This window comes from Bradyrhizobium sp. UFLA06-06 (assembly GCF_054820065.1).
The window spans coordinates 102,507-126,424 of the sequence record NZ_JADFUD010000020.1; the positions used below are offsets into that span (position 1 = coordinate 102,507).

General features: G+C 64.9%; 23 protein-coding genes. 15 read left to right on the forward strand and 8 right to left on the reverse strand.

Annotation, left to right across the window (positions count from 1 at the left end; genetic code table 11):
- Positions 1-236 precede the first annotated feature (236 nt).
- The 3 genes from IF803_RS18985 (at position 237) to IF803_RS18995 (ending at position 3,523) form a co-directional block, all read left to right on the forward strand.
- Entirely contained in the window at positions 237-1,568 is a 1,332-nt protein-coding gene (locus tag IF803_RS18985; protein ID WP_461193084.1) for a cytochrome-c peroxidase, read from the forward strand.
- A gap of 72 nt (positions 1,569-1,640) precedes the next feature.
- Positions 1,641-2,426, forward strand: coding sequence for an aldo/keto reductase (locus tag IF803_RS18990; protein WP_461193085.1), 786 nt, complete (start codon positions 1,641-1,643; stop codon positions 2,424-2,426).
- A 188-nt stretch (positions 2,427-2,614) separates the two neighbouring features.
- Entirely contained in the window at positions 2,615-3,523 is a 909-nt protein-coding gene (locus IF803_RS18995; RefSeq protein WP_028343365.1) for a hypothetical protein, read from the forward strand.
- Positions 3,524-3,535: 12 nt separating this feature from the next.
- Here IF803_RS18995 and IF803_RS19000 read toward each other — a convergent pair whose 3' ends face one another.
- Entirely contained in the window at positions 3,536-4,213 is a 678-nt protein-coding gene (locus IF803_RS19000; protein ID WP_304495688.1) for a DUF599 domain-containing protein, read from the reverse strand.
- A gap of 119 nt (positions 4,214-4,332) precedes the next feature.
- On the opposite strand from IF803_RS19000, the gene IF803_RS19005 reads away from it, so the two are divergent.
- From IF803_RS19005 to IF803_RS19025, 5 genes are all read left to right on the forward strand, one after another.
- The gene (locus IF803_RS19005) at positions 4,333-4,986 is read left to right on the forward strand and encodes a glutathione S-transferase family protein (RefSeq protein WP_028343363.1); all 654 of its coding nucleotides are present in this window, start codon (positions 4,333-4,335) and stop codon (positions 4,984-4,986) included.
- Between the two features lie 219 nt (positions 4,987-5,205).
- Positions 5,206-5,574: a YidB family protein gene (locus IF803_RS19010; protein ID WP_028343362.1), complete on the forward strand. Its 369-nt coding sequence runs from the start codon at positions 5,206-5,208 to the stop codon at positions 5,572-5,574.
- Between the two features lie 217 nt (positions 5,575-5,791).
- Complete coding sequence (locus IF803_RS19015) at positions 5,792-5,995, forward strand: hypothetical protein (RefSeq protein ID WP_018272021.1); 204 nt, start codon at positions 5,792-5,794, stop codon at positions 5,993-5,995.
- A 153-nt stretch (positions 5,996-6,148) separates the two neighbouring features.
- A complete protein-coding gene (locus IF803_RS19020; RefSeq protein ID WP_411782979.1) occupies positions 6,149-7,093 on the forward strand; it encodes a hypothetical protein in 945 nt (314 codons plus the stop codon).
- A 138-nt stretch (positions 7,094-7,231) separates the two neighbouring features.
- Complete coding sequence (locus IF803_RS19025; RefSeq protein WP_028336418.1) at positions 7,232-7,672, forward strand: DUF1489 family protein; 441 nt, start codon at positions 7,232-7,234, stop codon at positions 7,670-7,672.
- A gap of 19 nt (positions 7,673-7,691) precedes the next feature.
- Here the strand turns inward: IF803_RS19025 and IF803_RS19030 are convergent, their stop codons facing one another.
- Complete coding sequence (locus IF803_RS19030) at positions 7,692-8,444, reverse strand: hypothetical protein (RefSeq protein WP_461193086.1); 753 nt, start codon at positions 8,442-8,444, stop codon at positions 7,692-7,694.
- 121 nt (positions 8,445-8,565) lie between these two features.
- Positions 8,566-9,417 (reverse strand): pantoate--beta-alanine ligase, encoded by an 852-nt coding sequence (panC, locus tag IF803_RS19035; protein ID WP_461193087.1) that lies wholly within the window; start codon positions 9,415-9,417, stop codon positions 8,566-8,568.
- Positions 9,418-9,710: 293 nt separating this feature from the next.
- Here panC and IF803_RS19040 point away from each other — a divergent pair, with 293 nt between their 5' ends.
- From IF803_RS19040 to IF803_RS19055, 4 genes are all read left to right on the forward strand, one after another.
- Positions 9,711-10,634, forward strand: a complete 924-nt coding sequence (locus IF803_RS19040) for a division plane positioning ATPase MipZ (RefSeq protein ID WP_016842850.1) — start codon at positions 9,711-9,713, stop codon at positions 10,632-10,634.
- 389 nt (positions 10,635-11,023) lie between these two features.
- Positions 11,024-11,965 carry an alpha/beta hydrolase gene (locus IF803_RS19045; RefSeq protein ID WP_461193088.1) on the forward strand — a complete coding sequence of 314 codons (942 nt, stop codon included), beginning with the start codon at positions 11,024-11,026 and terminating at the stop codon, positions 11,963-11,965.
- Between the two features lie 89 nt (positions 11,966-12,054).
- Positions 12,055-12,795, forward strand: coding sequence for a vWA domain-containing protein (locus tag IF803_RS19050; protein WP_461193089.1), 741 nt, complete (start codon positions 12,055-12,057; stop codon positions 12,793-12,795).
- Positions 12,796-12,879: 84 nt separating this feature from the next.
- Positions 12,880-13,599 (forward strand): DnaJ domain-containing protein, encoded by a 720-nt coding sequence (locus IF803_RS19055; RefSeq protein WP_461193090.1) that lies wholly within the window; start codon positions 12,880-12,882, stop codon positions 13,597-13,599.
- Positions 13,600-13,838: 239 nt separating this feature from the next.
- On the opposite strand, the gene IF803_RS19060 is transcribed toward IF803_RS19055, so the two are convergent.
- Positions 13,839-15,632, reverse strand: a complete 1,794-nt coding sequence (locus IF803_RS19060) for a serine hydrolase (protein WP_461193091.1) — start codon at positions 15,630-15,632, stop codon at positions 13,839-13,841.
- A 423-nt stretch (positions 15,633-16,055) separates the two neighbouring features.
- On the opposite strand from IF803_RS19060, the gene IF803_RS19065 reads away from it, so the two are divergent.
- Positions 16,056-16,394, forward strand: coding sequence for a phasin family protein (locus IF803_RS19065; RefSeq protein WP_016844841.1), 339 nt, complete (start codon positions 16,056-16,058; stop codon positions 16,392-16,394).
- 66 nt (positions 16,395-16,460) lie between these two features.
- Here IF803_RS19065 and IF803_RS19070 read toward each other — a convergent pair whose 3' ends face one another.
- Together IF803_RS19070 and IF803_RS19075 are read right to left on the reverse strand one after the other, a co-directional pair.
- On the reverse strand, positions 16,461-18,356 hold the full coding sequence (locus IF803_RS19070) for a TadE/TadG family type IV pilus assembly protein (protein WP_461193092.1): 1,896 nt from the start codon (positions 18,354-18,356) through the stop codon (positions 16,461-16,463).
- Between the two features lie 344 nt (positions 18,357-18,700).
- A complete protein-coding gene (locus tag IF803_RS19075; RefSeq protein WP_156436563.1) occupies positions 18,701-18,877 on the reverse strand; it encodes a hypothetical protein in 177 nt (58 codons plus the stop codon).
- On the opposite strand from IF803_RS19075, the gene clpS reads away from it, so the two are divergent.
- Both clpS and clpA read left to right on the forward strand, forming a co-directional pair.
- Entirely contained in the window at positions 18,870-19,202 is a 333-nt protein-coding gene (clpS, locus tag IF803_RS19080) for an ATP-dependent Clp protease adapter ClpS (protein ID WP_028343354.1), read from the forward strand. The two genes, IF803_RS19075 and clpS, sit on opposite strands and share 8 nt — an antisense overlap.
- Before the next feature lie 260 nt (positions 19,203-19,462).
- The gene (clpA, locus tag IF803_RS19085; RefSeq protein ID WP_028336408.1) at positions 19,463-21,868 is read left to right on the forward strand and encodes an ATP-dependent Clp protease ATP-binding subunit ClpA; all 2,406 of its coding nucleotides are present in this window, start codon (positions 19,463-19,465) and stop codon (positions 21,866-21,868) included.
- Between the two features lie 100 nt (positions 21,869-21,968).
- Here clpA and IF803_RS19090 read toward each other — a convergent pair whose 3' ends face one another.
- Positions 21,969-23,390, reverse strand: coding sequence for an MFS transporter (locus IF803_RS19090; RefSeq protein ID WP_411783947.1), 1,422 nt, complete (start codon positions 23,388-23,390; stop codon positions 21,969-21,971).
- Between the two features lie 125 nt (positions 23,391-23,515).
- Positions 23,516-23,869, reverse strand: coding sequence for a PilZ domain-containing protein (locus tag IF803_RS19095; protein ID WP_461193093.1), 354 nt, complete (start codon positions 23,867-23,869; stop codon positions 23,516-23,518).
- Between the last annotated feature and the right edge of the window lie 49 nt (positions 23,870-23,918).

The window sequence follows — 23,918 nt, forward strand, 5'->3', positions numbered from 1 at the left end:
GTGCGCGCTCCCTCTCCCGCTTGCGGGGGAGGGCTGGGGTGGGGGCTCTCTCCACGAGTCACGTCGCGGAGAGAGCCCCCACCCGCATCGCATCTTCGATGCGATGCGACCTCCCCCGCAAGCGGGAGAGGTGAAGCCAGTCCGCCGCCGACACTCTGCTTCCCGTTTTGACGCGTTTTATTCACGCGAACCGGTATCCGCTTCGCGCGAAAACGCTTAACGACACTGGATCTGACATGAATGGCCGCAGCTTGTGGCTTCTCGGCGCCGGTCTGCTGTGCATGGCCGGGACTGTTGCGGCCGTCGAGACGCAGGGACTTCCGGGGACCAATCCGAACCCGGTGCAGCTCAGGCGTCCGCCGGTCGCCCCGCTGTCCGCCATGGCGCTGCTCGGTCAGAAGATCTTCTTCGACGCGTCGCTGTCCTCGTCGGGCGCATTGTCATGCGCGTCCTGTCACAGTCCGGACCACGCCTACGGCCCGCCTAACGATGGACCGGTGATGCTCGGCGGGCCCGCGCAATCCCGGCAAGGGACACGCGCCGTGCCGGGCCTGACCTATCTCGAGCGGCAGCCGAATTTCAGCATCGGGCCGGAAAAGGACGAGGACGACAATGTCGTCGATTTCGCGCAACTGGCCGCGCTCGGCCAGCAGGCCGCGCGCGCCAGGAAAGTTGCGACCGGGACTGCCGCGTCGGCGGTCAACGTCGTGCCGCAGGGCGGCCTGTTCTGGGACGGCCGCGCCGATACGCTGCAGGACCAGGCGATCTTCCCGCTGCTCGATCCCAACGAGATGGACGGCGGCAGCATCGAAATCGTGGCGCAGAAGCTGCGCCAGGCGAGCTACGCGCCGCGCTTCGCCGAGCTGTTCGGCGCCCAGGTCTTCGACAACACGCGGCTGCTGGTCGCGGAGGCGATGTTTGCCGTCGCGCGTTATCAGGTAGAGGAGCAGAGCTTCCATCCCTACACCAGCAAGTTCGACTACTGGCTGGAGGGCAAGGCGCGGCTGAGCGAGAGCGAGTTGCGCGGCCTGCAATTATTCAACGATCCGGACAAGGCCAATTGCGGCGGCTGCCATACGTCGCAGCCGACCCGGGATGGTCTGCCGCCGCTGTTCACCGATCATCAATACGAGGCACTCGGCGCGCCGCGCAACGCCGCGCTCGCCGGCAACCGCGATCCCGACCATTTCGATCTCGGGGTTTGCGGTCCGTACCGCACCGACATCGCCGAGCAGACGCAATATTGCGGGATGTTTCTGACGCCGACCTTGCGCAACACGGCGACGCGTCGCGTGTTCTTCCACAGCGGCGTCTTCACCAGCCTCGAGCAGGTGCTCGACTTCTATAACTTCCGCGATATCAATCCGGAGAAGGTCTTTCCGCGCGGCGCCGACGGCACGGTGCGCAAGTACGATGACCTGCCCGAAAAGTATCACGGCAATGTCGACGTCAGCGATCCGCCGTTCGAGCGCCATCTCGGCGACACGCCCGCGATGACGGCGCAGGATGAGGCCGACATCATCGCCTTCCTGAAGACGTTGACCGACGGTTACCAGCCGGAGCGGTGAGACGTCGCGACGTTCCACCGCGGAACCGCACTGTGAGTTGGCAGCGCTTCGTCATGCGCGCATAATGGCTGCATGAATGTCGTCGAAGGCAACGGTGCCAGGATCCCGGCAATCGGGCTCGGCACATGGGAGCTGCGCGGGCGGATCTGCGCGCGCATCGTCGAGCAGGCGTTGCGGCTCGGCTATCGCCACATCGACACCGCGGAGATCTACGACAATGAGCGCGAGGTCGGCGAGGGGCTGCGTGCCTCCGGCGTCAAGCGCGACGACGTGTTCGTGACCACCAAAGTCTGGACCACGCATTTCATGGCGAAGGATCTCGAACGCGCCGCCAAGGAGAGCCTGGCGCGGCTGCGCCTGACCGAGGTCGATCTGTTGCTGCTGCACTGGCCCAATCCGCAGGTGCCGCTTGCCGAGACGCTCGGCGCGCTGGCGCGAGTCAGGCAGGCGGGCCTGGCGCGGCATATCGGCGTCTCCAATTTCAACGCGGCGCTGATCGAGGAGGCGGTGGCGACATGCCCCGAGCCGCTCGCCTGCGACCAGGTTGAGTACCATCCTTATCTGGACCAGGCCGATGTGATCGAGGCCTGTCGACGCCGCGGCATGGCGTTCGTTGCCTACAGCCCGATCGCGAAAGGGCGGGTCAAGGGCGACCGCGCGCTGGCGCGGATCGGCGACCGCTATCGCAAGACCGCTGCCCAGGTCTGCCTGCGCTGGCTGGTGCAACAGAATGTTTCCGCGATCCCGCGCACCTCGAAGCTCGAACGCCTTCAGGAGAACATCGACATCTTTGATTTTGAGCTGTCGGTCGACGACATGCGCGATATCTCGGCGATCGGGAGCGCTGACGCGCGATGATGGGCTCCGCGACGCACGGGGTCTTTGCCTGAGAATCAAGTCTCGGAAAAATGGCTGGGTCCTGATCCCAATCATGCTAATGCCCCGCTGGCCGATTGCAGCTTTGGACCGAATGGGGATTGAGGCAGGCGGGTTCCGGCCGGTATTATAGCCGGCGGGGAGAGACATCGCTGACGTGATCGAGTGGGATGAAGTTTCGGCCAAACGCGGATCTGATGGCGTCGGTGTTCGTGCACCTGATGCTGCTCGCGCTGATTTTCCTTTATTCGGAGGTCCATCAGTTCGATCCCGTCGCCGCTGACACGGTGCCGGTCGAGATCGTGACGCCGCAGGAGGTCGCCAGGTCCGAGGTCGAGACCAAGCCCGAACCGGCACCGAGCCCGTCGCCGACGCCCGAGTTGCAGTTGCCGTCGCTCGACAAGCCGGTGGATTCAGCCAAGCCCGAACCATCGGCGCAGGCGGCCGCGCCACAGCAGAACGCGCCACAGCAACCACCGCAGAAGCAGGCGACGCCGACGGCGCCCAAACCCAGCCCGGCGCCGCAACGTGCCGCGGCCGAGCCGCCGCCCGCGCCGCCGGCACCGCAAACGCCACCGATGCCCCAGCCAACGGCGCAGCAACAGGCGGCAGCGTCGTCGCCTGCCTATGCGCAGCCCGAGCCGGATCTTTCGGTCAAATACAATGTCATGCTCGGCCTGCCGCCCGACATTTCCGTGAAGCCGCCCGCCAGCGCGCCGTCCGGCCCCGGACCCGGCAAGGACAATTTCGACGCAGCCGCCACCGAGCAGGCCGACGTCGGCTCGAGCGTGGTCGCCGAATTTCGCCGTCATCTGAAGACCTGCCTGAAACTCCCGCCGACGCTGAGCACGGGTGACGACGTAAAGATCAAGCTCAGGGTGCTCATGAAGCCCGACGGCAAGCTCGCCGCGCAGCCGGTGCTGATCGAGGCCACCGCCTCGGAAAAGGGGCCGCTGCTGCTGAAGAGCGCGACCGAGGCGCTGCAGGCCTGCCAGCCCTATGCGATGCTGCCGCGGGATCGCTACGGCGAATGGAAGGTGCTCGACCTCGACTTCAGCCCGCGCGATTTCGCGTCGTAGACAAGGTTCGCTTCAGCTTCCCATCGCCTGCCAGGCATTCGAGGCGAACTGCCGGCGCCAGATCACGATCACGACCGCGGCGGTCGTGACGAACAGCACCCAGGGGCTGACGAACCAGCCGAGATAGCCGAGCGCGAAGAAGAACGCGCGCTGGCCGCGGTTGAAGTGCCGGCCCGCCGTCTCGAACAGCCGCGTGGTGCGGATCACGTGGGCCTCCGCCTCCGGCGTATCGCGCTGCTCGGCCGGCGGCATCGCGCCGAACAGGATCGCCACATAGTTGAACAGGCGATAGGCCCAGGCGAATTTGAAGAAGGTGTAGATGAAGATCAGGATCAGCCCGATGCACTTGACCTCCCACAAAGCGGGCGAGGGCGTGAGGTTGACCGGCAGCGCGCCGAGCACGGCGAGCGCGTCATTGGTGGCGCGCAACAGCGCCAGCCCGCCGCCGATCGCGATCAGACTGGTGGAGGCAAAGAACGCGGTGCCGTTCTGCAAGCTGGCCATGATCTGCATGTCGACCATCCGTGCGTCGCGGTTGAGCAGATTCCGCACCCAGATCTCGCGATAGACATGCATCCGCGCCGATAGGCTGTCGCGCCCATACGCGGTATGCTCCAGCGTGATGGTATAGACCAGCCATTCCAGCGCAAAGAAGCCGACGGCCAGGATGTCGGTCCAATAGCCAGTCATGTTGCCTTCCTTCGTGAGCGCGCGGCTGACTGTCCGCGCCGGGCCGCATCCGCGTCATGTACAGGTTGAACGCGTGCAATGCACTATGGCAAACTACCGTGGCAACAGGATTCCCGGACATGCTCAAGCTCGTCATCGGCAACAAGAACTATTCGTCATGGTCGATGCGGCCCTGGCTGGCGTTGCGCGCCAACAACATCCCGTTCGAAGAGGTCTTCATTCCGCTCTACACGGACCAGACCGACAAGGACCGCATTCTCTCGTTCAGCAAGGCCGGCAAGGTGCCGACACTGATCGATGGCGACGTCAGGGTGTGGGATTCGCTGGCGATCATCGAATATCTCGCCGAGAGATTTCCCGAGGCGAAGCTCTGGCCTGCGGATCGCGCCGCGCGCGCGCATGCCCGCGCCATCTCGGCGGAGATGCATTCCGGCTTCATGCCGCTGCGCAACGAATGCGGCATGAACCTGCACCGGCCGATCCGCGCCGTCGCGCTCTCCGACGATGCGCGCGCCAACGTGGCGCGGATCCAGGAGATCTGGGCCGACTGCCATGCGCGCTACGGCAAGCAGGGTCCGTTCCTGTTCGGCGCATTCTCTGCGGCGGACGCGATGTATGCGCCCGTGGTGCATCGTTTCCGCACCTATGCGATCCCGGTGAAGGCCGAGGCGCAGCACTATGTCGATGCCATGATGGCGCTGCCGGCGTTCGCCGAATGGACCCGCGACGGCATTGCCGAGACGCTGCGGATCGCTCGATTCGAGGATGCCTGACCGGTCTTGGAGCTTCGGTCCTGATTGAATCAGAACCGAAGCTACGGATTTTTGTTTCGACGCGTTTTCTTCACGCGAACCGGTATCCACTTCGCTCGAAAACGCTCGATGCGCTTCCGAATTGTGACAGCGGTCGCAAAGATCGCGGCTTGACGCCGCGGGGTTGGAGGCGTCGAATCCGGAAAGGCTGGTTTTGCAAGTCGTGAAAGGACTTAGACAATGGGCATTCTCGATTCCCTGGAGAATTCGCCGGAGCTGAAAGGCATGCTTGGCCAGCTTGGCGCGGCGGTGATCCCCGTCGTGCTCGGCGAGGTCTTGGGCAATGGCGGGCAGGGCGGCTTGTCCGCGATCGTCGCCAAGCTCGAGCAGGCCGGGCTCGGCGAGCAGGTCAAATCCTGGATCGGTACCGGTCAGAACCTGCCGATCACGGCCGAGCAGCTCCAGCAGGTGCTCGGCAGCGACACGGTCAAGCAGCTCGCCGCCAAATTCAACATTCCGGTGGACCAGCTGTCCAAGGTGCTCGCCCAGCAACTTCCGGCTGCGGTCGACGGCGCGAGCCCGGGCGGCAAGCTGCCGCACACCGCCTGAGCGGCTGGAATCGGGTTCCAGCCGAGCTCGGCGTGCAATTTCCGGCTGGCACGCAAATTGCTGCCTATCGCCCTGAAAAACCTGCAAAAATCGCACCTTCGCTATGCCCCAATCTTGCTGGATTTGGGGAGGTGCGATGTGCTAGCTTGCCGCAGGGTTCTCAAAATGCCGGCCTGAGCTATCGGGACTGTCAGCTCAGCCAGCAATCTCTAAGAAAATGGAGAGGGCGTTGAAGCATAAGTACTCGATTGGCGAGACCGTCTATTTCACGGCCAGCAACGTGGCGCGCCCCGCCGCGAGCGGCACCTATCAAGTGATCCGGCTGCTGCCGACCGACGGTGACGACTGCCAGTATCGCATCAAGAGCTCGACTGAAGCTTTCGAACGGGTGGCCAAGGAGAGTCAGCTCGCGCTGTCCTGAAGGAATTGTGCGCAAGCCGGCGGCTGGGGCGGGTTCCGTACCGCCGCCGTGAAAAGGCCCTGTTCGCAGACCCATTGTGCTGAAGGTTGGACGTCGGGGTGGCGGCGTTCGCCGTCGCCGATTGTGCTTACGCTGCGTTGAGGGACATCGCGCATGAATTGGGCTTCCTCGCTGGATCAGATCTGGCGCTCACCGACCTTCCCGATGTGGCTGACGCTGGCTGCGGCGGGGTTCTTTGGGATCGTCGTTCTGGTCACGCTGCTGCGTGCGGAGAAATCCGTCGCCAACGGCGCGCTGACCGTGATCACGCTGCTGTCGATCGCGGTTGCGGTCGCCGCGACGATCCGCGGCTTCGGCCCGGGCGGGCAGGCGGCGCCGGCCGAGACGCGGACGGCGCAACTGGCCAGCCAGACGGTGCCGGCGCTGGCCTGCGTCGACGACCTCGCCGGCGACGCCGTTCTCAACGCCTGCGAGAAGGTGCTGTTCGGTTCATCGGATACGGCCGCGGCGGCGGTCAGCTACGCGGCGGCGCAGGTCTCGCGCCTGACCGCGCTGGGCGATCTCGCGACCGCCGAGCGCAATTCGACCACCGAGTTGCAGGCGCTGCGCCGCGCCATCGAGCATGACCGCTACGGCCTGGTGGCCTATGCGCTGATGGCGCGTGACCACTGCACGCCGACCGCGTGCCCCGCGTTCCGCTCGCTCGGCGACAACCATCAGATCATCGCCAACATGAACGAGCGGACCTACGAGAACCTGATCACGCGCTACGCGGGGTCTTGGAACGCGCCGGCTGGCGCCCAGGCGTCGGCCGCCGCCGGCCTGGTCGCGGCGCTGCCGCAGTCATTGCCCACCGGCAAGCCGACCAATGCGGAGTTTCCGAGCTCGGCGAACACGCCGCCGGTCAGCATCATGACGCCCGAGCCGGCGAAGCCGGCCGCGGCCGCACCGGCCGCGCGCGCCGCCGCCGCGCCGCCCGCTGCGGCCCCGAAGCGGCCGCCGGCAGCGAAGCGCCCGGTCCAGATCGCGCCGGCCCCGGCAGCTCCGGCGCCGCCTCCTGCCGCCGCCAGCGCACCGGCGGCTGCGAACGAACAATGAGCGTGATGACGGCGGCTTGAGCCGCCGTCACTACACTGTTCCGGCTTCGCTTCGCTCGAAAAACGCTCTAATCCCGATATCCACCGCCGCGGAGAGCGCTCCCTTTTCAAAGCGCGCGCCGGCCGCTACATCCGGCACATGCCGCTTCATCTCATCAAGCTCGCCGTCGGTTGCGACTCCGTCAAGGAACTCAAGGGCTGGGTTGCCGAACGGATGGCGACCGCGAAGAAAAAGGGCCTGCCGCTCCGTCACGTCCACATCACGCGGATGACGCCGAAGCGCGAGGAGGAGATCCTTGCCGGCGGCTCGCTCTATTGGGTGATCCGCGGCGAGATCGCCGCGCGCGAGAAGATCATCGCCATTGAGCCGTTCCGCGACAAGGACGGTATCGGCCGCTGCCGGCTGGTGATGCAGCCCAAGGTGATCGCGGTCTCGCCGCGGCCGATGCGGCCGTTCCAGGGCTGGCGCTACCTGACCGCGGACTCCGCGCCGGCCGATCTCACCAAGTCGAGCGCGGCCAGCGTGGCATCGATGCCCGAGCCGATGCGCCGCGAGTTGCGCGACCTCGGCTTGCTCTGAGCACGATGGCTGCCGCGAACTACTGCGGCTGTGTCACGAGGTGCAGCCGGCCCCATTCGGAGGCCGGGATCTCGACAAAGCGGCCGCCGCCCGCATTGCTGACGGCGACGTCGAGCAGTTCGTGATCGATCCCCATCTCGCCGAGATAGCGTCGGAACTGGTCGGTGAAGATCGAGGTCAGGCTCTCGCGATGCTCGGCCGAGACATTGGGCGCGAGCCGGTTGTGGATCGCCATGCCGCTCAGCACCACGCGGCTGCCCTCCGGCAGGCTGCGATGCACGCCGCCCGACAGCACCAGCAGGCAGGCGAAATCGCAGGCAATGCCGGACAGCTTCTCCTTCGCATCGAGCGGGCCGCCGGGCCGCTTGAGCGCGAAACATTCCTCCTCGGATTTTCCGGTGCAGGCCTCGACCTCGGTCGCTGCGACCGCGGCATCGATGCCACGATCGCGCAGGATGCGGCCGAGGCTGGAGGCGACGTTGAGGTTGGAATTCCCCCTGATGTTGATCACCACCGGCAGCTTGCGGCCGTTCTGCCGGTCGAGGATCGCCAGCAGGCGCTTGTAGGTGTCCCACTGCACGGCGCCGTCGGCGGCGATCCAGTCCGCGCAGCCCGGGCCGCAGGCATCGGGCGCACCATGCGCGACATAGAAGATCATTGCGCCGGGCGCCGAATTGACCCCGCCGACCGGCGGCCGGGTCTGCGCCTGCGCGAGGCCTGCGGCCATGAGCGCGATGCCGAAAGCAATGCCTTGCCTGAAATAACCGCTCATTCCGATCGCCTCTGAAAGGCGCGATCATCCACGCGTCGGGCCGCGCAGATGAGGCCGAGCCCTCATTACAGGCTCGCACCTCGTTTGCGCATGAACCGCATCACACTTTCCGGATCCTGCTTCAGACCGGGATGTTGTCGATCAGGCGCGTGCTGCCGAGCTTTGCCGCCACCAGCATCCGCATCGGGCCGTCCTTCAGCGAGCCGATCGGCGCCAGGGAGGCGGCGTGGCGCACTTCGAGATAATCGAGCACGAAGCCGGCCCTGGTGATCGCCGCGACGCCGTCGGCCATTGCCGTCGTGGTATCCTCGCCGGCGCGCAGGCGGCCGGCCGTCTCCTTCATCACCCGATGAAGCTCGGGGGCGGCGCGCCGTTCCTCCGGGGAGAGGTAGACGTTGCGTGACGACATCGCGAGACCGTCGCGCTCGCGCACCGTTTTGGATCCGATCACCTTGACGCCGAGGTCGAGGTCCGCGGCCATCTGGGTGACGACCCGGAGCTGCTGAAAGTCCTTCTCGCCGAAGATCGCGAGGTCGGGCCGGACCTGGGTGAATAGCTTGCCGACCACGGTGGCGACGCCGCCGAAGAAATGCGGCCGGAAGCGATCCTCGAGCCCGGCGGTGGCCGGCCCCTCCGGCACGATCCTGGTGGCGAAGCCGTCCGGGTACATCGCCTTCACCTCGGGATGCCAGATCAGGTCGACGCCCTCGGCGGCGAGCTTGGCGACGTCGGCTTTCCAGGTGCGCGGATAGGAGCCGAAATCTTCGGTCGGCGCGAACTGGGTCGGGTTGACGAAGATCGAGACGACGACCCGCTTGGCGCGGCGCTTGGCGAGGCGCACCAGCGACACATGGCCGTCATGGAGCGCTCCCATGGTTGGGACCAGCGCGACGGTCGCCTTCTTGGCGCGCAGGGCGTCGACAGCGCGACGAAGGGCGGGGACGGTACGGACGACGGTGGGATTTCTCGGCATCTGGTCTCGGCTCGTGGGGCAATCCGGGTGGGGACGAATCTGGGTGGGACGGGCTGGCGTTCGGCAGGTGACGCAGCTTACCAAGTCCGAACCGCTATCGGCAAACCGCCGCGACAAGCCTTACCCGATCCCGGACGCGCGTGGATCACAGCTGCCGTGCCGCCGATCGACGCAGCAGTCTTGCTTGATCGACGCATCATTGAGCACGGCCGCAATTGATTTCCTGTCGCGGCGATGCATTTCACTTGACCGCAGCGGCGCGCGCTTTGAAGATCATTGACGGGATTTGAATCATGTTGGTGCAGGCTCGTCAGGGTCAATCCGGCTCCGCACATGTCATCGTGCTGGGCAACGAGAAGGGTGGATCGGGAAAGTCGACCACCGCCCTGCATATCGCCGTCGCGCTGCTGAAGGCCGGGCAGCGCGTCGCCAGCATCGATCTCGACTGCCGCCAGCAGAGCTTCACCCGCTACATCAGCAATCGCCAGGCCTGGGCGCGACGCACCGGGCTCGACCTCGAACTCCCCGCCCACCACTGCATCAAGTACGGCGAGACGATGCAGATCGAGGAGAACGAGAACGCGGAATTCCAGCAGTTCATGGCCGCGGTGAGCGCGGTGGAACGCGCCTATGATTTCATCGTCATCGATACCCCGGGCGCCGACAGCTACCTGATGCGGCTCGCGCATTCGATGGCCGACACGCTGGTGACGCCGATCAACGACAGCTTCCTCGATTTCGACGTGCTCGGGACCGTCGATCCCGCGACCTACGCGGTGACCGGCGAGAGCCATTATGCGGAGATGGTGCGCGACACCAGGCGCAAGCGCCGCCAGCTCGACGGCGCCTCGACCGACTGGATCGTGGTGCGCAACCGCCTGTCGATGCTCGGTTCGCGCAACAAGCAGCTGGTCGCCGACGGCTTGAAGCAGCTGTCGCTGCAGCTCGGGTTCCGTTCGGTCGACGGCTTTGCCGAGCGGGTGGTCTATCGCGAATTCTTCCCGCGCGGGCTGACAGCGCTCGACGACATCGACGAGGCGACGCTCGGCACCCGCCCGAGCCTCGGCCACGTGACCGCCCGCGAGGAGGTGATGAGCCTGCTCCGCCAGCTGAAGCTGCCGCTGGACGAGCGCGGCCGCCGCCGAGCCGCCAACCGGGCCGAATGGTTCAGCCAGGTCGACAAGCCGCTGGAAGTCGACGACATCATCGGCAGCTAGGCCGTCAGGCCTCCCCTCGGGCAGGTTCCAGGGCGGCGGCCGTACAGGAGGTGACGATCGTCACTTCCGAGACGATGCCGAAGCGCGGTAGTCTTGCGGGGTTTTCGGCCACTCCGTCGCCAAAATGCCGGAACAAAGCTGGCCAGATCCGGTTTTCCCAAGCCAGCCGCGTTCTCGCTCCCGTCGGCTGGTCTTGAGGTATTATCGTGCCGCAGAGCCATGGCGCTAGAAGCGAATGCACAAAGGTTGTGTGCACCGCACAATGAACGTGCTGCGAAGTCCCAACTTTTAGACTTCCTGTCACAGCGCTGTGACATATATTCTCAAAAGGAGGCCGAAGAGTCTCCGGCCAAGAATAGCCCTGAAAAGGCGGGCACCTCGAGGACGTCATGAAGCGTGGAATTCTCGTTCTGCTTTCTCTCTCCGTGGTGATCACGGCGGCCTATTTCACCGCGAGCAAGTGGGCGATCCGTCACGAAACTCTCATGTTCAAGGACCCGACGCGCGATGAGCGGCCGGTCGCGGTCGACGTTGCCGTGCGCTTCGACAAGGAGATGCAGGCCGACGCTGGCATGATCACGCTGCCGGTTGCGATCCTCAATCATGGCAATACCGTCAAATTCACCGAATATTCCTTCCTCGCGAACGTGTTCGCGGCGCGCGGCTATCTGACCATCAGCATTCAGAACGACCTGCCGTCGGACGGACCGATGGTGACCAAGGTCGGCGAGCTCTATGTCGGCCGCCTGCCGCAGTACCAGCGCGGCATCACCAACATCAAGTTCGCGATCGAGGAGATGAAGAAGCGCCAGCCGAACGCGGACTACAGCAAGCTGACGATGGTCGGCCATTCCAATGGCGGCGACATCGCGATGTATTTCGCCAAGCAGTATCCGGACGAGATCAAGAAGGTGGTGACGCTGGACAATCTGCGCGTGCCGTTCATGACCGACGGCAAGTTCAAGATTCTTTCATTCCGGTCTCACGATTCGCAGTTCAAGCCGGATCCGGGTGTCGTTCCCGATGCCGACGAATGCGAGAAGGCCGGCATCACCGTGGTGAACACCAACTTCCAGCACAACGACATGCGTGACACCGGGCCCGAGAAGGCCAAGGACTCGATCCAGGCCATGCTCGATAAATTCCTGGCCGATACCGACAGCGCTATCGCGCCGGTCGACACCAGGAATGCGCCGCCGAAGATTCTGGAGCCCGGTCCCGTCTCGCTCTACGTGCCGGTCGAGAAACCTCAGACCTTGACCGACAAGCTCAAGAAGTCGCTCTCGCTGACCAAGACCGAGACGAAGAAGGATCCGTCGGTCGCGAATTGACCGGGCGGCCCGGGATCCAGGCTGGCCCGTCACGTTGACCAATCCGCAGCCGCGGCCCACATAGTGTTTGCTGTACGAGGCAAGCGCTGATGGCCGGCAAGACGATCAAACCGACATCCGGAAGCGATGTACGCCCGGCCCATGCGCCTGGCGTGCCGACATCCAGCGCGAACGACATCGCGGCATTCGTCGCCAAGGCGCGGGCGATGTCGCCGCATCGCGCCGGCGCCCGCGGCAGGCTGGTTTTCGCGCTCGACGCCACGATGAGCCGGCAGCCGACTTGGGACATGGCGTGCACGCTGCAGGCGGACATGTTCCGCGAGGCCGGTTCGCTCGGCAGTCTCGATATCCGCCTCGTCTATTATCGCGGCTTCAATGAGTGCCGTGCGTCGGGCTGGATCTCCGACAGCGCGCAGCTCGCGCGGCTGATGAGCAAGATCGATTGCCAGGGCGGCAATACCCAGATCGGCAAGGTGCTGTCCGAGACGCGTCGCGAAGCGGTCGAGGCGGGGGTGCGCGCGCTGGTGTTCGTCGGCGACGCGATGGAGGAGAGCGCCGACGATCTGTGCGCCAAAGCCGGCGAGCTCGGCCTGCTCAAGGTGCCGGTCTTCATGTTCCAGGAGGGGCACGACGCGACCGCCGAGCAGACGTTTCGCGAGGTCGCGCGGCTGACCGGCGGTGCATGGTGCAGGTTCGATCCCGGCGCGGCCGCGCAGCTCCGCGAATTGCTGCGTGCCGCCGCAGCCTATGCCGCCGGCGGCCGCGAGGCGCTGCTGCAACTGGCCAAGACCGCGAGCGGCGCGGCGAAGCTGATCGGTCAGATGAAATAGCGCCGCGTCGCGTCAGGGTCCGCCTGATGCCGGTGAGACGAAGCTTCGCATGCTTTTTGCCGCCGGGCCGCCTATATTCCGGACATGCCAACCCTGATCGCTGGCGTCGTCGCCGTTGTCGTCCTTTATTCCGCGCTGCAGATGTTTCGTGCGGCCAATCCCGCCGTGCTTGCGCGCGCGATCAAGATCGGTGGCGGGGTGCTCGCACTGGCGGTCGCGGCCTTTACCGGCGTGCGGGGCGAGCTGGCGGTGGCAATTCCGCTCGGCATCTTCGGCGCCGGACTGCTCGGCTGGTCGCCGTTCGGAAGCACCGGATTTCCCAATTTCGGCGGCATGTTCGGCGGTTCGCGCAGCCAGGGACAAAGCTCGCGGGTGCGCTCGCAATATCTCGATATGACCCTCGATCACGGCAGCGGCGTGCTCAGGGGCCAGATCGTGGCCGGACCGCAGGCCGGCCGCATGCTCGACGAGTTCGACCTGTCGCAGCTATTGGCGATGGTCCCGAGCTTCGACGCCGAGAGCGTCGCGCTACTTGAAAGCTATCTGGACCGCCGTTTTCCCGCCTGGCGTCAGGACGCACAGGGCGACCGGGCACGGGGGCAGGGCCGTGCGGCGTCGGGTGGCAAAATGACGAACGAGGAGGCCTATCAGATCCTTGGCCTGCAGCCGGGAGCGTCGCGCGACGATATCGGCCGGGCTCACCGTACCCTGATGAAGAAACTCCATCCCGACCAGGGGGGCTCGACGTACCTCGCGGCCCGTGTGAACGAGGCCAAGGATACTTTGCTTCGTACGCATCTCTAACTCCGGCTACGCTACCAACGCCACAGCCGAGAGCTGCCTTCCGCTTCTGATTGATGCCCCGCCTGGCCCGCCGCTGTCCGGCGTGACCGATCGCTCTTTCGGGAAAATTTAACCGTAAAATCTTGACGAGAAGTTTCATGGTCGCGCCGCGCGCGGCCGGCCGGCCGTTTTCGCGACGGCAAAAGCAAAACGGCCGGCGCTTGCGGCGCCGGCCGTTTGAAATCAGCTGATGCCGACGATCAGTTGCGAACCGTGATGCAGGAGATCTCGGCGCGCTTCAGCGTCTTGCAAGCCGCCTCGGCCTGATCGCGCTCGAGGCCGGCAAAGCGGGCGCGATAGAGCTTGCGATTATCCTTGGCGACCACCTCGGTGAACGGATCCGCCTTGCTGAGCAGGCCGCGGGCCGAGCTGCGCGCGAGGTCGATGCGCTTGTTGGCCTCGCCCTCGGACTCCAGCGCGCCAACCTGGATGATCCAGCCGGTGTGCGCGGCGCTCGGCTTTGCGGCGCTCGCCGCCAGAGCGGCCTGCAGGCTGCGGGTAGCGGGTTCAATCGACGCCACGGCCTGCGGCGCCGGGGCAGCGGGTGCATGGACGGCCGAGGCCGGCAGCACGCCGAGGATGCCGTTTCCGGTGCCGAAATTGGCCGGCTGCGGCGGCATTTCGGGCCTCGAGGTCTCGGCGGCCCGCGCCATCATCGCATTGGAGGTCTCGGGGACTTCGCCGCGCGCGGGGATCGTGTTGGTGACCGGAGGCGCGGACTGCGCCGGGCCGGCCGCGGCGAGCTTGATCTGGCCGGCCTTGACCTGCACCGTCTTCACCTTGACCGGCTTCATCGGTTCAGCCGAGCCGGGGATCGCGGCGATCGGCTGGGTCTGGATCACGCCCGAGGTCAGCGGCGCCGGCTCGGGCTTGGCCTGCGGCTCCGGCTTGGCCGGGAGCGGCGGCAGCGCGGCGGCGGCCGCCGCCATCAGCGAAGGCTTGCTGGCCGGGCGCGGCGCCTGGATCGCGGCAGCTGCAGCGGCGGGCTCCGACGCGGCGACCGGCGAGGTGTCCGGCGCGCGCGCGTTATCCGCGTCGGCGACCTCGACATTGGCGTCGGCCGGATTGCGTTCGGTGATCGCGGCGGCGGTGCGGGTGGTCGCGGCCTTCCCGACGTTCTCTGCGAGCAGGTTGCGCATGATGGCGTCACGCGAGCCGCCGCTGCGGCCGCCGAGCACCACGCCGACCAGGAAGCGATTGCCGCGGCGCATCGAGGTCACGAGGTTGAAGCCGGAGGCGCGGGTGTAGCCGGTCTTGATACCGTCAACGCCCTCGACGTTGCCGAGCAGATGGTTGTGGTTGCGGATCGATTGGCCGCGGAAGTTAAACACCGAGGTCGAGAAGTAGCGGTAATAGCGCGGGAAGCGATCCTGGATCGCGCGGCCGAGGGTCGATTGATCGCGCGCTGTCGTCACCTGCTCATCGTTGGGCAGGCCGGAGGCGTTGCGATAGACGGTCCGGCTCATGCCGAGCGCACGAGCCTTGCGGGTCATCATCCGGGCGAAATCGTCTTCGCTGCCGCCGATCGCCTCGGCGATCACGACCGCGGCGTCATTGGCCGAGCGGGTGACCAGGCCCTTGATGGCGTCTTCGACCTTGATGGTCGAGCCGGGCCGCAGGCCAAGCTTGGTCGGGTCCTGTTCGGAGGCGTGCTCGGACACCGGCATTTCGGTGTCGAGCTTCATCTTCCCGGAGTCGAGGCGCTCGAACAGCAGATAGAGCGTCATGATCTTGGTCAGCGAGGCGGGGTGGCGCAGACCGTCGGGACTGGTGGCGGTGAGCACCGAACCGGTGTTGCCGTCGACGATGATCGACGCGAATTGCGGGCTGTAGCTCTCGCGCGCGGCCTCGCTGTGGTGGTGGCGGGCGTAGTGGCGCCGGTGACGGCGCGCCTCGGCGCTATCACTCGTGATCAGGATCGCCGTCGTGACGGTAACGAGCCCAAGAACGCCAACTCGCAGCGCCCGCGAGGAGGCCAAGGTTGTTCGAAGCATCTACTTCCCCGTCCCAATTTCTATCTAGATCACTGGCTCGTGAGGCGAAATTGTGCCCGGCGGCCATCGATCCTTGCCTGCGCAACAAACCACTTCGGGCAGAACCATCGGCCCACGTGGCGGCTCAGGTCGCTCTTCTAGCTAAGGTGTTGTTCACAAACAGCTTTCGAGGCTGTCTGTCGGAAGGCGAACAAAGTCCGGGAATCAGGTTAGGCGGACCGAGTTTCCAAAAGATTAAGCAACCGTTGCGTAGTCCCCCGGGGTTTATCGCAAATGCCGGAGATTCGGGGCTGTGTGATTGTGCGATGCACAATATTCATTGACTCTATTGTGCGATGCGATATGGCTATCGGCGTCAGGGGGCCGGGAGCTTCCCGGCAATGGGAATTTGCGCCTTCAAGTCTGGGAAAAGGAATTCCATCCATGGTCAAGATCGAAGACATTCAGAACTACGGCAAAGAGCATTTCGAGTCGGTCACCGCGTCGGCCAACAACCTGCAGAGCGGCGTTCAGGCCATCGCCACCGCCTATGGCGACTATGCCAAGAAGTCCTTTGAGGACACCAAGTCGTTCGTCGAGAAGCTGTCGGGCGTGAAGTCGCTGGACAAGGCGCTCGAGGCGCAGACCGAGTATCTGCGCTCGTCCTACGAGACCTTCGTTGCGGAATCGCAGAAGATCGCCGGCCTGTACAGCGACTGCGCCAAGCAGACCTTCAAGCCCTATGAGGGCCTGGTCTCCAAGTTCGCGCCGGCCGCTCAGTAAGCGACCAGGACAAACGAAAAGCCCGGCCGTTTGGCCGGGCTTTTTTGTTGTGCCTGAAGCGGGCAGCTATTTCGCCAGCCGCAGCTTGCTGAGGGCGGTTCCGATCGTGTTGAACGTCGTCAGGATCTGGGTCGAACTGGTCAGCATGAAGAATTTGTCGGGCGTGCTGGCGCAGTTCTTCAGGACGGTTGAGGTCGGATCGGCGGGCGAGTGCGTGTTCACCTGGATCGTGTAGATCGTGTACAGCGGCTGGCCGCTGGAGTCCTTCGCGGCCTGCAGGTTCTGGCACAGCAGGGATTGCCTGGCGTCGATCGGGTTGCCGGAGGCCTGCGTGCGGCCATCGCCATATTCGGGCCAGCGGTCCTCGGTGTTCAGACCGTCGGACAGGAGAATGATGACCCGGTTGTAGGTCGTGTTGGAGTCCTCCGCCGGGGTGTTCAACGGGCCGCCCACCAGCAGCGACTGCCATGCCCACGCCAGGCCGACCGCCTGGTTGGTGCCGCCGGTCGGCTGCATCGCGTTGACCGCATTTTTGAGCGCGGTCCAGTTGTAGCTCAGCGGAATGATCGGCTCGAGCTGCGGCGAGGAGTTGCTGCTGCAGTAGGAGTAGCCGTTCTCAAACAGCTCGTTGGCCGGGAACAGCGTGGTGACGTCGGATGACCCCGGCAGCACGCCGGTCGCATCGTTCGGCTGGGTGCGGTCTGCGATGCAGCCCGTCCAGTTGCCGATCGGGTTGGTGGACGCTTGCCGCCAGTCGTTCTTCACGGTGGGGATCTTGTTGGTCGAGGTCCATTGATTGTTGGTCCATCCGACGACGGCGCTGACCCGGGGCTGGCCCTGATTGTCGGCTGTGTCGTTGGGGCCGGGCTGCGTCCAGTCGTGGGTGTACAGCTTGCCGGTGCATTGATAGACGCCGCCGGAGGTGCCGCAACTGCAGCCGGAGACATCGTTACCGGAAGAATTCTTCGGACAGCTGCACGACGTCGAGCCGCTGCAGAACACGCCGGTGCCGACCTGCGTGCTCACCCAGCAGCCATTGTAGCGCGTGTAGGAGTTCGCATCGACGCTGGGGCAGATGTAGCCTGAGTAGGTCCCGCTCGAGGGGATGTAGTTCGCGCTGCCCGTATTGGTCGGGCTCTTCTGGCAGGTGAAGCCGCCATTGCTGTTGGTCCACGGGCATCGCGCACCGGGTCCGACCGCGTGCCAGTTCATCGGCAGACTTGCCTGCATGGTGCCGTTGGCGGGCTGCGTGGTCGGGGGATTGAGCCAGTCGGTCCAGTCGATCCAGCTCTGGCCGACATTGCTGCTGCCGACATTGACGACCTTCTCGAACGGAATGATGGAGATATAGACGTCACCATTGTTCTTGCTCAGCGCGCTGAGCTGGTCGATCAGTCCGCCGGTTCCGGCCACCGCGTTGCGCAGCGCGGTGATCTTGTTGTCGTCCGACATCGATCCCGTATTATCGAGGGCGAGGGCAACGCGCATCTTGACGTTGCCCCAGGTGGTGGTCGTCGAGGTACCGAAATTCATTTTCTGGAAATTGCCGCCGGACAGATCGGCAAACTTTATGAAATAGGTGTTGATGTAGCCGGACCCGCTCAGGAGAATGGTCGCCGCTGCGGACGAGGTCGGCGTCGTATAGTTGGCCGTGACGGAAACGCCCTGGCCGTCCTTGTTGGTGTAGAGTGCGGTGAAATAGGTCTGCGCCTTGCTCGGGATATCCGCAGCCGTGATGTTGCCCATGGTCAGATCCTTGGACAGCATCAGCGCGGTCGAATCGAGCGCCGCCTGCATCGCGGAGCGGGCGGTGTTGGCGCGGGTATAGTCGATCGCGGCTCCCACGAAAGCGAGCAGCGGTAGCATCGCGAAGGTGAACATCACCGCGACATTGCCGTTATTTGCCCTGGAAAACCGGCGAGCAACCGCGCAGACGCGATCGGAAATGGCTGAACCAAGCATGGCACTCTCGTCGAAATGGATTGCGATGGCATCTCGACCGGCGCCGCTAAACAGATGGTGAATCGGGCACGGGAAACCCGGCCGGGTGGCGTGGGGGAGGCTCAAAACCCGGGCAAAAGCGCTGGCTATCCTCAATGACGTCTAAATTGGCGCCCGACTCCTTTGTCAAATCGGGCAGAAATGATTAACCTTCCGAGGGTTGCCGCGCCGGGAATCGGACCGGTGGGCCGCGCCGGGTCCGCGCTTGCGGCAGGACCTCGCGAGGCCCATATTCGGGAGGTCGATCCGGCCGCCGGATCGGACCGGGAGCGGCAATCTGGAAAGCATTGCTGGGGGTTCCGCGATCAGTCTTGCGGCAGTCGCGACCACCATCCAATTGCCATCCGGTTTCCCGCCATCCGGTTTCCCTTGGGGAATTCGAACGCCTGAGCCATGTTGCGATCCACGTTGACAGTCCCGATTTCCGAGCCGGTTTCGTCGATGCCGGCGGTGGCCGCCGCGCCGGCGCCGAAAATGAACAATGATGACAACCGCAATGGGACGGGCAGCGGCCCGTCGACCTCGGTCATCACCAAGGTCAAGCCGAAGACCAAGCGCCCGAACCTGTACCGCGTCCTGATCCTGAACGACGACTACACGCCGATGGAGTTCGTCGTTCACGTGCTGGAACGATTCTTCAACAAGGACGCCGAGGCGGCGACCAAGATCATGCTGCACGTTCACCACCACGGGATCGGCGAGTGCGGCGTTTTTACCTACGAGATCGCCGAGACCAAAGTGACGCAAGTCATGGACTTCGCGCGCAAGCATCAGCATCCATTGCAATGCGTGATGGAAAAGAAATAGCTCGCTGGAACGACTGACCCGCCGCGGGGCGCGGAACGGGTCTTGCATCGCGGTTTTTGATGGTGGTGAACGGCGTTCCCGTACGATCACGGGGCGCCGCCGCGCGACGCCCCGATGCCCCGAATTTAGAAGAAAACCATCATCGCGGGACCGGTCTTTCGCCACGATCCGTCGTAACTATATCAAAGGCGATCACGAAGGTTGTTATTGCCTGACCCGGTAATGGCGATCATGATGGCAGGGGGCCATAGAGGACGCGAATGCCAACTTTTTCCCAAAGCCTTGAACAATCGCTGCACCGTGCATTGGCGATCGCAAACGAGCGTCACCATCAATACGCGACGCTCGAACATCTGCTGCTGTCGCTGATCGATGACTCGGATGCGGCGGCTGTGATGCGGGCCTGCAGCGTCGATCTCGACAAGCTCAGGACGAGCCTCGTTAATTATCTCGAGACCGAATTCGAAAACCTGGTGACTGACGGCGCCGATGACGCGAAGCCGACCGCCGGGTTCCAGCGCGTGATCCAGCGCGCGGTGATTCACGTCCAGTCGTCCGGTCGCGAGGAAGTGACCGGCGCCAACGTCCTGATCGCGATCTTCGCCGAGCGCGAGAGCCATGCCGCGTACTTCCTGCAGGAGCAGGACATGACGCGCTACGACGCCGTCAACTACATCAGCCACGGCATCGCCAAGCGGCCCGGCGTGTCCGAGGCGCGGCCGGTCCGCGGCGTCGACGAGGAAACCGAGACCAAGGGCAACGAGGACGCCAAGAAGAAGGGCGAGGCGCTCGAGACCTATTGCGTCAACCTCAACAAGAAGGCGCGCGACGGCAAGATCGATCCGGTGATCGGCCGCAATGCCGAGATCAACCGTGCGATCCAGGTCTTGTGCCGCCGCCAGAAGAACAACCCGCTGTTCGTCGGCGAAGCAGGTGTCGGCAAGACCGCGATCGCCGAAGGCCTCGCCAAGCGCATCGTCGACAGCGACGTGCCGGAAGTGCTGGCGGCCGCGACCGTGTTCTCGCTCGACATGGGCACGCTGCTCGCGGGCACCCGCTATCGCGGCGATTTCGAGGAGCGGCTCAAGCAGGTCCTGAAGGAGCTGGAGGCGCATCCGAACGCCATCCTGTTCATCGACGAGATCCACACCGTGATCGGAGCCGGCGCCACCTCCGGCGGCGCGATGGATGCGTCCAATCTGCTGAAGCCCGCGCTGGCTTCGGGCACGATCCGCTGCATGGGCTCGACCACCTACAAGGAATATCGTCAGCACTTCGAGAAGGACCGCGCGCTGGTGCGGCGCTTCCAGAAGATCGACGTCAACGAGCCGACGGTGGAAGACGCGATCGCGATCCTCAAGGGCCTGAAGCCCTATTTCGAGGATTACCATCGGCTGAAATACACCAATGAGGCGATCGAGGCGGCGGTGCAGCTGTCGTCGCGCTACATCCACGACCGCAAGCTGCCCGACAAGGCGATCGACGTGATCGACGAGTCCGGCGCGGCGCAGATGCTGGTCGCCGAGAGCAAGCGCAAGAAGACGATCGGCATCAAGGAGATCGAGACCACGATCGCGACCATGGCGCGGATCCCGCCGAAGAGCGTGTCGAAGGACGATGCCGAGGTGCTGAAGCATCTCGAGCAGACCCTGAAGCGCACGGTGTTCGGCCAGGACAAGGCGATCGAGTCGCTGGCGGCGTCGATCAAGCTGGCGCGAGCCGGCCTGCGCGAGCCGGAGAAGCCGATCGGCAGCTATTTGTTCTCGGGTCCGACCGGCGTCGGCAAGACCGAGGTGGCCAAGCAACTCGCGGCGTCGCTCGGTGTCGAGCTGCTGCGCTTCGACATGTCCGAATACATGGAGCGGCACACCGTGTCGCGCCTGATCGGCGCGCCTCCCGGCTATGTCGGCTTCGACCAGGGCGGCCTGCTCACCGATGGCGTGGATCAGCATCCGCATTGCGTGGTGCTGCTCGACGAGATCGAGAAGGCGCACCCGGATCTCTACAACGTGCTGCTGCAGATCATGGATCATGGCCGGCTCACCGACCATAACGGCAAGCAGGTCAACTTCCGCAACGTGATCCTGATCATGACCACGAATGCCGGGGCGGCCGATCTTGCGCGGCAGGCCTTCGGCTTCACCCGCTCGAAGCGGGAAGGCGACGATCACGAGGCGATCAATCGCCAGTTCGCGCCGGAGTTCCGCAACCGGCTGGATGCGATCGTCTCCTTCGCGCACCTCAATGCCGAGGTGATCGGCATGGTGGTCGAGAAGTTCGTGCTGCAACTCGAGGCGCAACTCGCCGACCGCGACGTCACGATCGAGCTGTCCGAGCCTGCAAAGGCCTGGCTGATCGAGCACGGCTATGACGAGCAGATGGGCGCACGTCCGATGGCGCGCATCATCCAGGAACACATCAAGAAGCCGCTCGCGGATGAGGTGCTGTTCGGCCAGCTCAAGGGCGGCGGACACGTCCGCGTCATCCTGGTCAAGGACGAGGCGACCGCCAAGGACAAGATCGGCTTCGAATATGTCGAGGGTCCGGTCACGCCGAAGCCCGAGAACCTTCCGCCGCGCAAGCGCAAGCCGCCGAAGGGTGGTCCCAACGGCGGCGGAGGCGGCACCAAGGGGCCGGCCTCAAAGGGGCCGATGGTCAAGGTCTGAGGCGCGAGCGAACAACCAAACGAAAAGGCCGGCTGAGGACAGCCGGCCTTTTTGTTTGCGGCGGTGGAGGGCCTCGATGCGATCCGCATTGTATGCGGCGTCACTCGCCCTTCAGGCGCTGGCCCTCATGGACCCGGACCTGATCGGCGCCGCGGCGGCCGGCCGAGGACAGTCGCAGCGTGCTGAGCACAGCGCCCACGACGGCAAAGCCGACGCCGACCATCAGCGAGATCCGGGTGCCGTCAGCCGGATAGCGTGCCAGCAAGAGTGCCACCAGCGCGGCGCCGATGGTCTGTCCGAGCAGGCGCGCGGTCCCTAGCATGCCGCTGGCGCCGCCCGAGCGCTCGCGCGGGGCGGCGGCGATCATGGTGCGGTTGTTTGGGGTCTGAAACAGGCCGAAGCCGGCGCCGGCGAGCGCCATGCGCCAGATCACGTCGATCGGCGCGGCGTTGGCCGGCATCAAGGCCAGCGTGCCCAATCCGGTCGCGAACAGCAGCAGGCCGATGCCGCCGAGCAGGCCGGCCGGATAACGTTCCACCAGCCAGCCCGCGAGCGGGGCGGCGAACGCGACCGCGATCGGCCAGGGCGTGATCAACAGGCCGATCTGAACCGCCGAATATCCGAAATGGTTCTCGAGATAGAACGGCATCGCGACAAAGGCCAGCATCTGACCGCAGAACGAGGCGATCGAGGTGCCGATCGAGAGCGCGAAGATCGGAATCCGCAGCAGGTCGACGGGCAGCAGCGGCGAGGGCAGATGCTGCTGCCGCCGGTACAGCAAATGCGAGGCGACCGCGGCGACGGCGAACTCCAACGCGCAGAGATACAGCGCCCCGCCGTGGCCGGCGCTGTCGATCGCGCTGATGCCGAACCCGAACGCGATGGCGCTCATCGCGGCGCTCTGCCAGTCGAAGGCGTGAACCGCCGGCCTGGTGTGCGGCAGGAAGCGCCAGCCCAGCGCCAGCGTGACGATGCCGAGCGGAACATTGATGGCGAACAGATACGGCCAGGTCCCTACCGCCAGGATGAACGAGGCAATGGTCGGGCCGACCGCGGCCGAGATCGCGACTACCAGCGCGTTGACGCCGATGCCGCGGCCGAGCTGCGAATGCGGGTAGATGAAGCGAACCAGCGCGGTGTTGACGCTGAGGATTCCGGCAGCGCCAAACCCCTGCAGGATGCGGGCGACCGTCAGCAGCGGCAGCGTATGCGACAGCGCGCAGAACAGCGAGGCCAGCGTGAACAGCAACAGCCCCGCCAGATAGACGCGGCGATAGCCGATGATTTCGCCGAGCGAGGCCAGTGGCAGCAGCGAGATCGTGATCGCCAATTGATAGCCGTTGACGATCCAGATCGAAAACGCGGGGCTGGCGTTCAGATCCCGGGCAATGGTCGGCAGCGCAACGTTGGCGATCGAGCCGTCGACGACGGCCATCACAAGGCCGAGCGCGATCGTGAGAATGGCCCAATTGCGCTGCGGCTGCGGCAGCCCGTCGGGATGCTCGATGATCGCGGACGACATGTCGTGGAGTGGCTCTCGGGTTCCGGCGTTGCGGGGATTACCGCATGCTGGATTAGCCCGGCCTTTGCAACCCCGAATGCCGGATGTCGGCCGCGACGGAAACGATGGCTGCGAGCCGAGCTGGCTCAGCCCTGGCCGAGCAACTCATTGATGCGCCGCTGCAGCTGCCGCTTCTTGATCTCGCTGCGGCGGACCCGCTCGTCGAGATCGCTGACCGGTGTGTCCGAGGTCATGATCCGGAAGGCGAGGCCGACCTTGTTCGCCTGGCGCCAGATCAGGCGGGCCAGGAACGAGCGGCCCTTGCGTGCGACGCTGAGATTGATCTCTTCGGGCAGATGCACAGCATCGCCAAATTCAACGCAGGCACCGCCTTCGCTGATATTGCGAACGACGCAATCCATCGTCGAGCCGCGTTCATTGATCTCCGCAACCGCACCATAAAACACCCTGTCGCGTACGCTCTGGCGCCGGTCCTGCATGGGAAATCCTCCAAATGAACGGCACGACTGTACCGGTCCGCCTCAGCGA

Bases quoted from the DNA above. Each gene is read 5' to 3' on its own strand.
- IF803_RS18985 (WP_461193084.1), top strand. From the start codon at position 237: ATGAATGGCCGCAGCTTGTGGCTTCTCGGCGCCGGTCTGCTGTGCATG.
- IF803_RS18990 (WP_461193085.1), top strand. From the start codon at position 1,641: ATGAATGTCGTCGAAGGCAACGGTGCCAGGATCCCGGCAATCGGGCTC.
- IF803_RS18995 (WP_028343365.1), top strand. From the start codon at position 2,615: ATGAAGTTTCGGCCAAACGCGGATCTGATGGCGTCGGTGTTCGTGCAC.
- IF803_RS19000 (WP_304495688.1), bottom strand. From the start codon at position 4,213: ATGACTGGCTATTGGACCGACATCCTGGCCGTCGGCTTCTTTGCGCTG.
- IF803_RS19005 (WP_028343363.1), top strand. From the start codon at position 4,333: ATGCTCAAGCTCGTCATCGGCAACAAGAACTATTCGTCATGGTCGATG.
- IF803_RS19010 (WP_028343362.1), top strand. From the start codon at position 5,206: ATGGGCATTCTCGATTCCCTGGAGAATTCGCCGGAGCTGAAAGGCATG.
- IF803_RS19015 (WP_018272021.1), top strand. From the start codon at position 5,792: ATGGAGAGGGCGTTGAAGCATAAGTACTCGATTGGCGAGACCGTCTAT.
- IF803_RS19020 (WP_411782979.1), top strand. From the start codon at position 6,149: ATGAATTGGGCTTCCTCGCTGGATCAGATCTGGCGCTCACCGACCTTC.
- IF803_RS19025 (WP_028336418.1), top strand. From the start codon at position 7,232: ATGCCGCTTCATCTCATCAAGCTCGCCGTCGGTTGCGACTCCGTCAAG.
- IF803_RS19030 (WP_461193086.1), bottom strand. From the start codon at position 8,444: ATGAGCGGTTATTTCAGGCAAGGCATTGCTTTCGGCATCGCGCTCATG.
- panC (WP_461193087.1), bottom strand. From the start codon at position 9,417: ATGCCGAGAAATCCCACCGTCGTCCGTACCGTCCCCGCCCTTCGTCGC.
- IF803_RS19040 (WP_016842850.1), top strand. From the start codon at position 9,711: ATGTTGGTGCAGGCTCGTCAGGGTCAATCCGGCTCCGCACATGTCATC.
- IF803_RS19045 (WP_461193088.1), top strand. From the start codon at position 11,024: ATGAAGCGTGGAATTCTCGTTCTGCTTTCTCTCTCCGTGGTGATCACG.
- IF803_RS19050 (WP_461193089.1), top strand. From the start codon at position 12,055: ATGGCCGGCAAGACGATCAAACCGACATCCGGAAGCGATGTACGCCCG.
- IF803_RS19055 (WP_461193090.1), top strand. From the start codon at position 12,880: ATGCCAACCCTGATCGCTGGCGTCGTCGCCGTTGTCGTCCTTTATTCC.
- IF803_RS19060 (WP_461193091.1), bottom strand. From the start codon at position 15,632: ATGCTTCGAACAACCTTGGCCTCCTCGCGGGCGCTGCGAGTTGGCGTT.
- IF803_RS19065 (WP_016844841.1), top strand. From the start codon at position 16,056: ATGGTCAAGATCGAAGACATTCAGAACTACGGCAAAGAGCATTTCGAG.
- IF803_RS19070 (WP_461193092.1), bottom strand. From the start codon at position 18,356: ATGCTTGGTTCAGCCATTTCCGATCGCGTCTGCGCGGTTGCTCGCCGG.
- clpS (WP_028343354.1), top strand. From the start codon at position 18,870: ATGAACAATGATGACAACCGCAATGGGACGGGCAGCGGCCCGTCGACC.
- clpA (WP_028336408.1), top strand. From the start codon at position 19,463: ATGCCAACTTTTTCCCAAAGCCTTGAACAATCGCTGCACCGTGCATTG.
- IF803_RS19090 (WP_411783947.1), bottom strand. From the start codon at position 23,390: ATGTCGTCCGCGATCATCGAGCATCCCGACGGGCTGCCGCAGCCGCAG.
- IF803_RS19095 (WP_461193093.1), bottom strand. From the start codon at position 23,869: ATGCAGGACCGGCGCCAGAGCGTACGCGACAGGGTGTTTTATGGTGCG.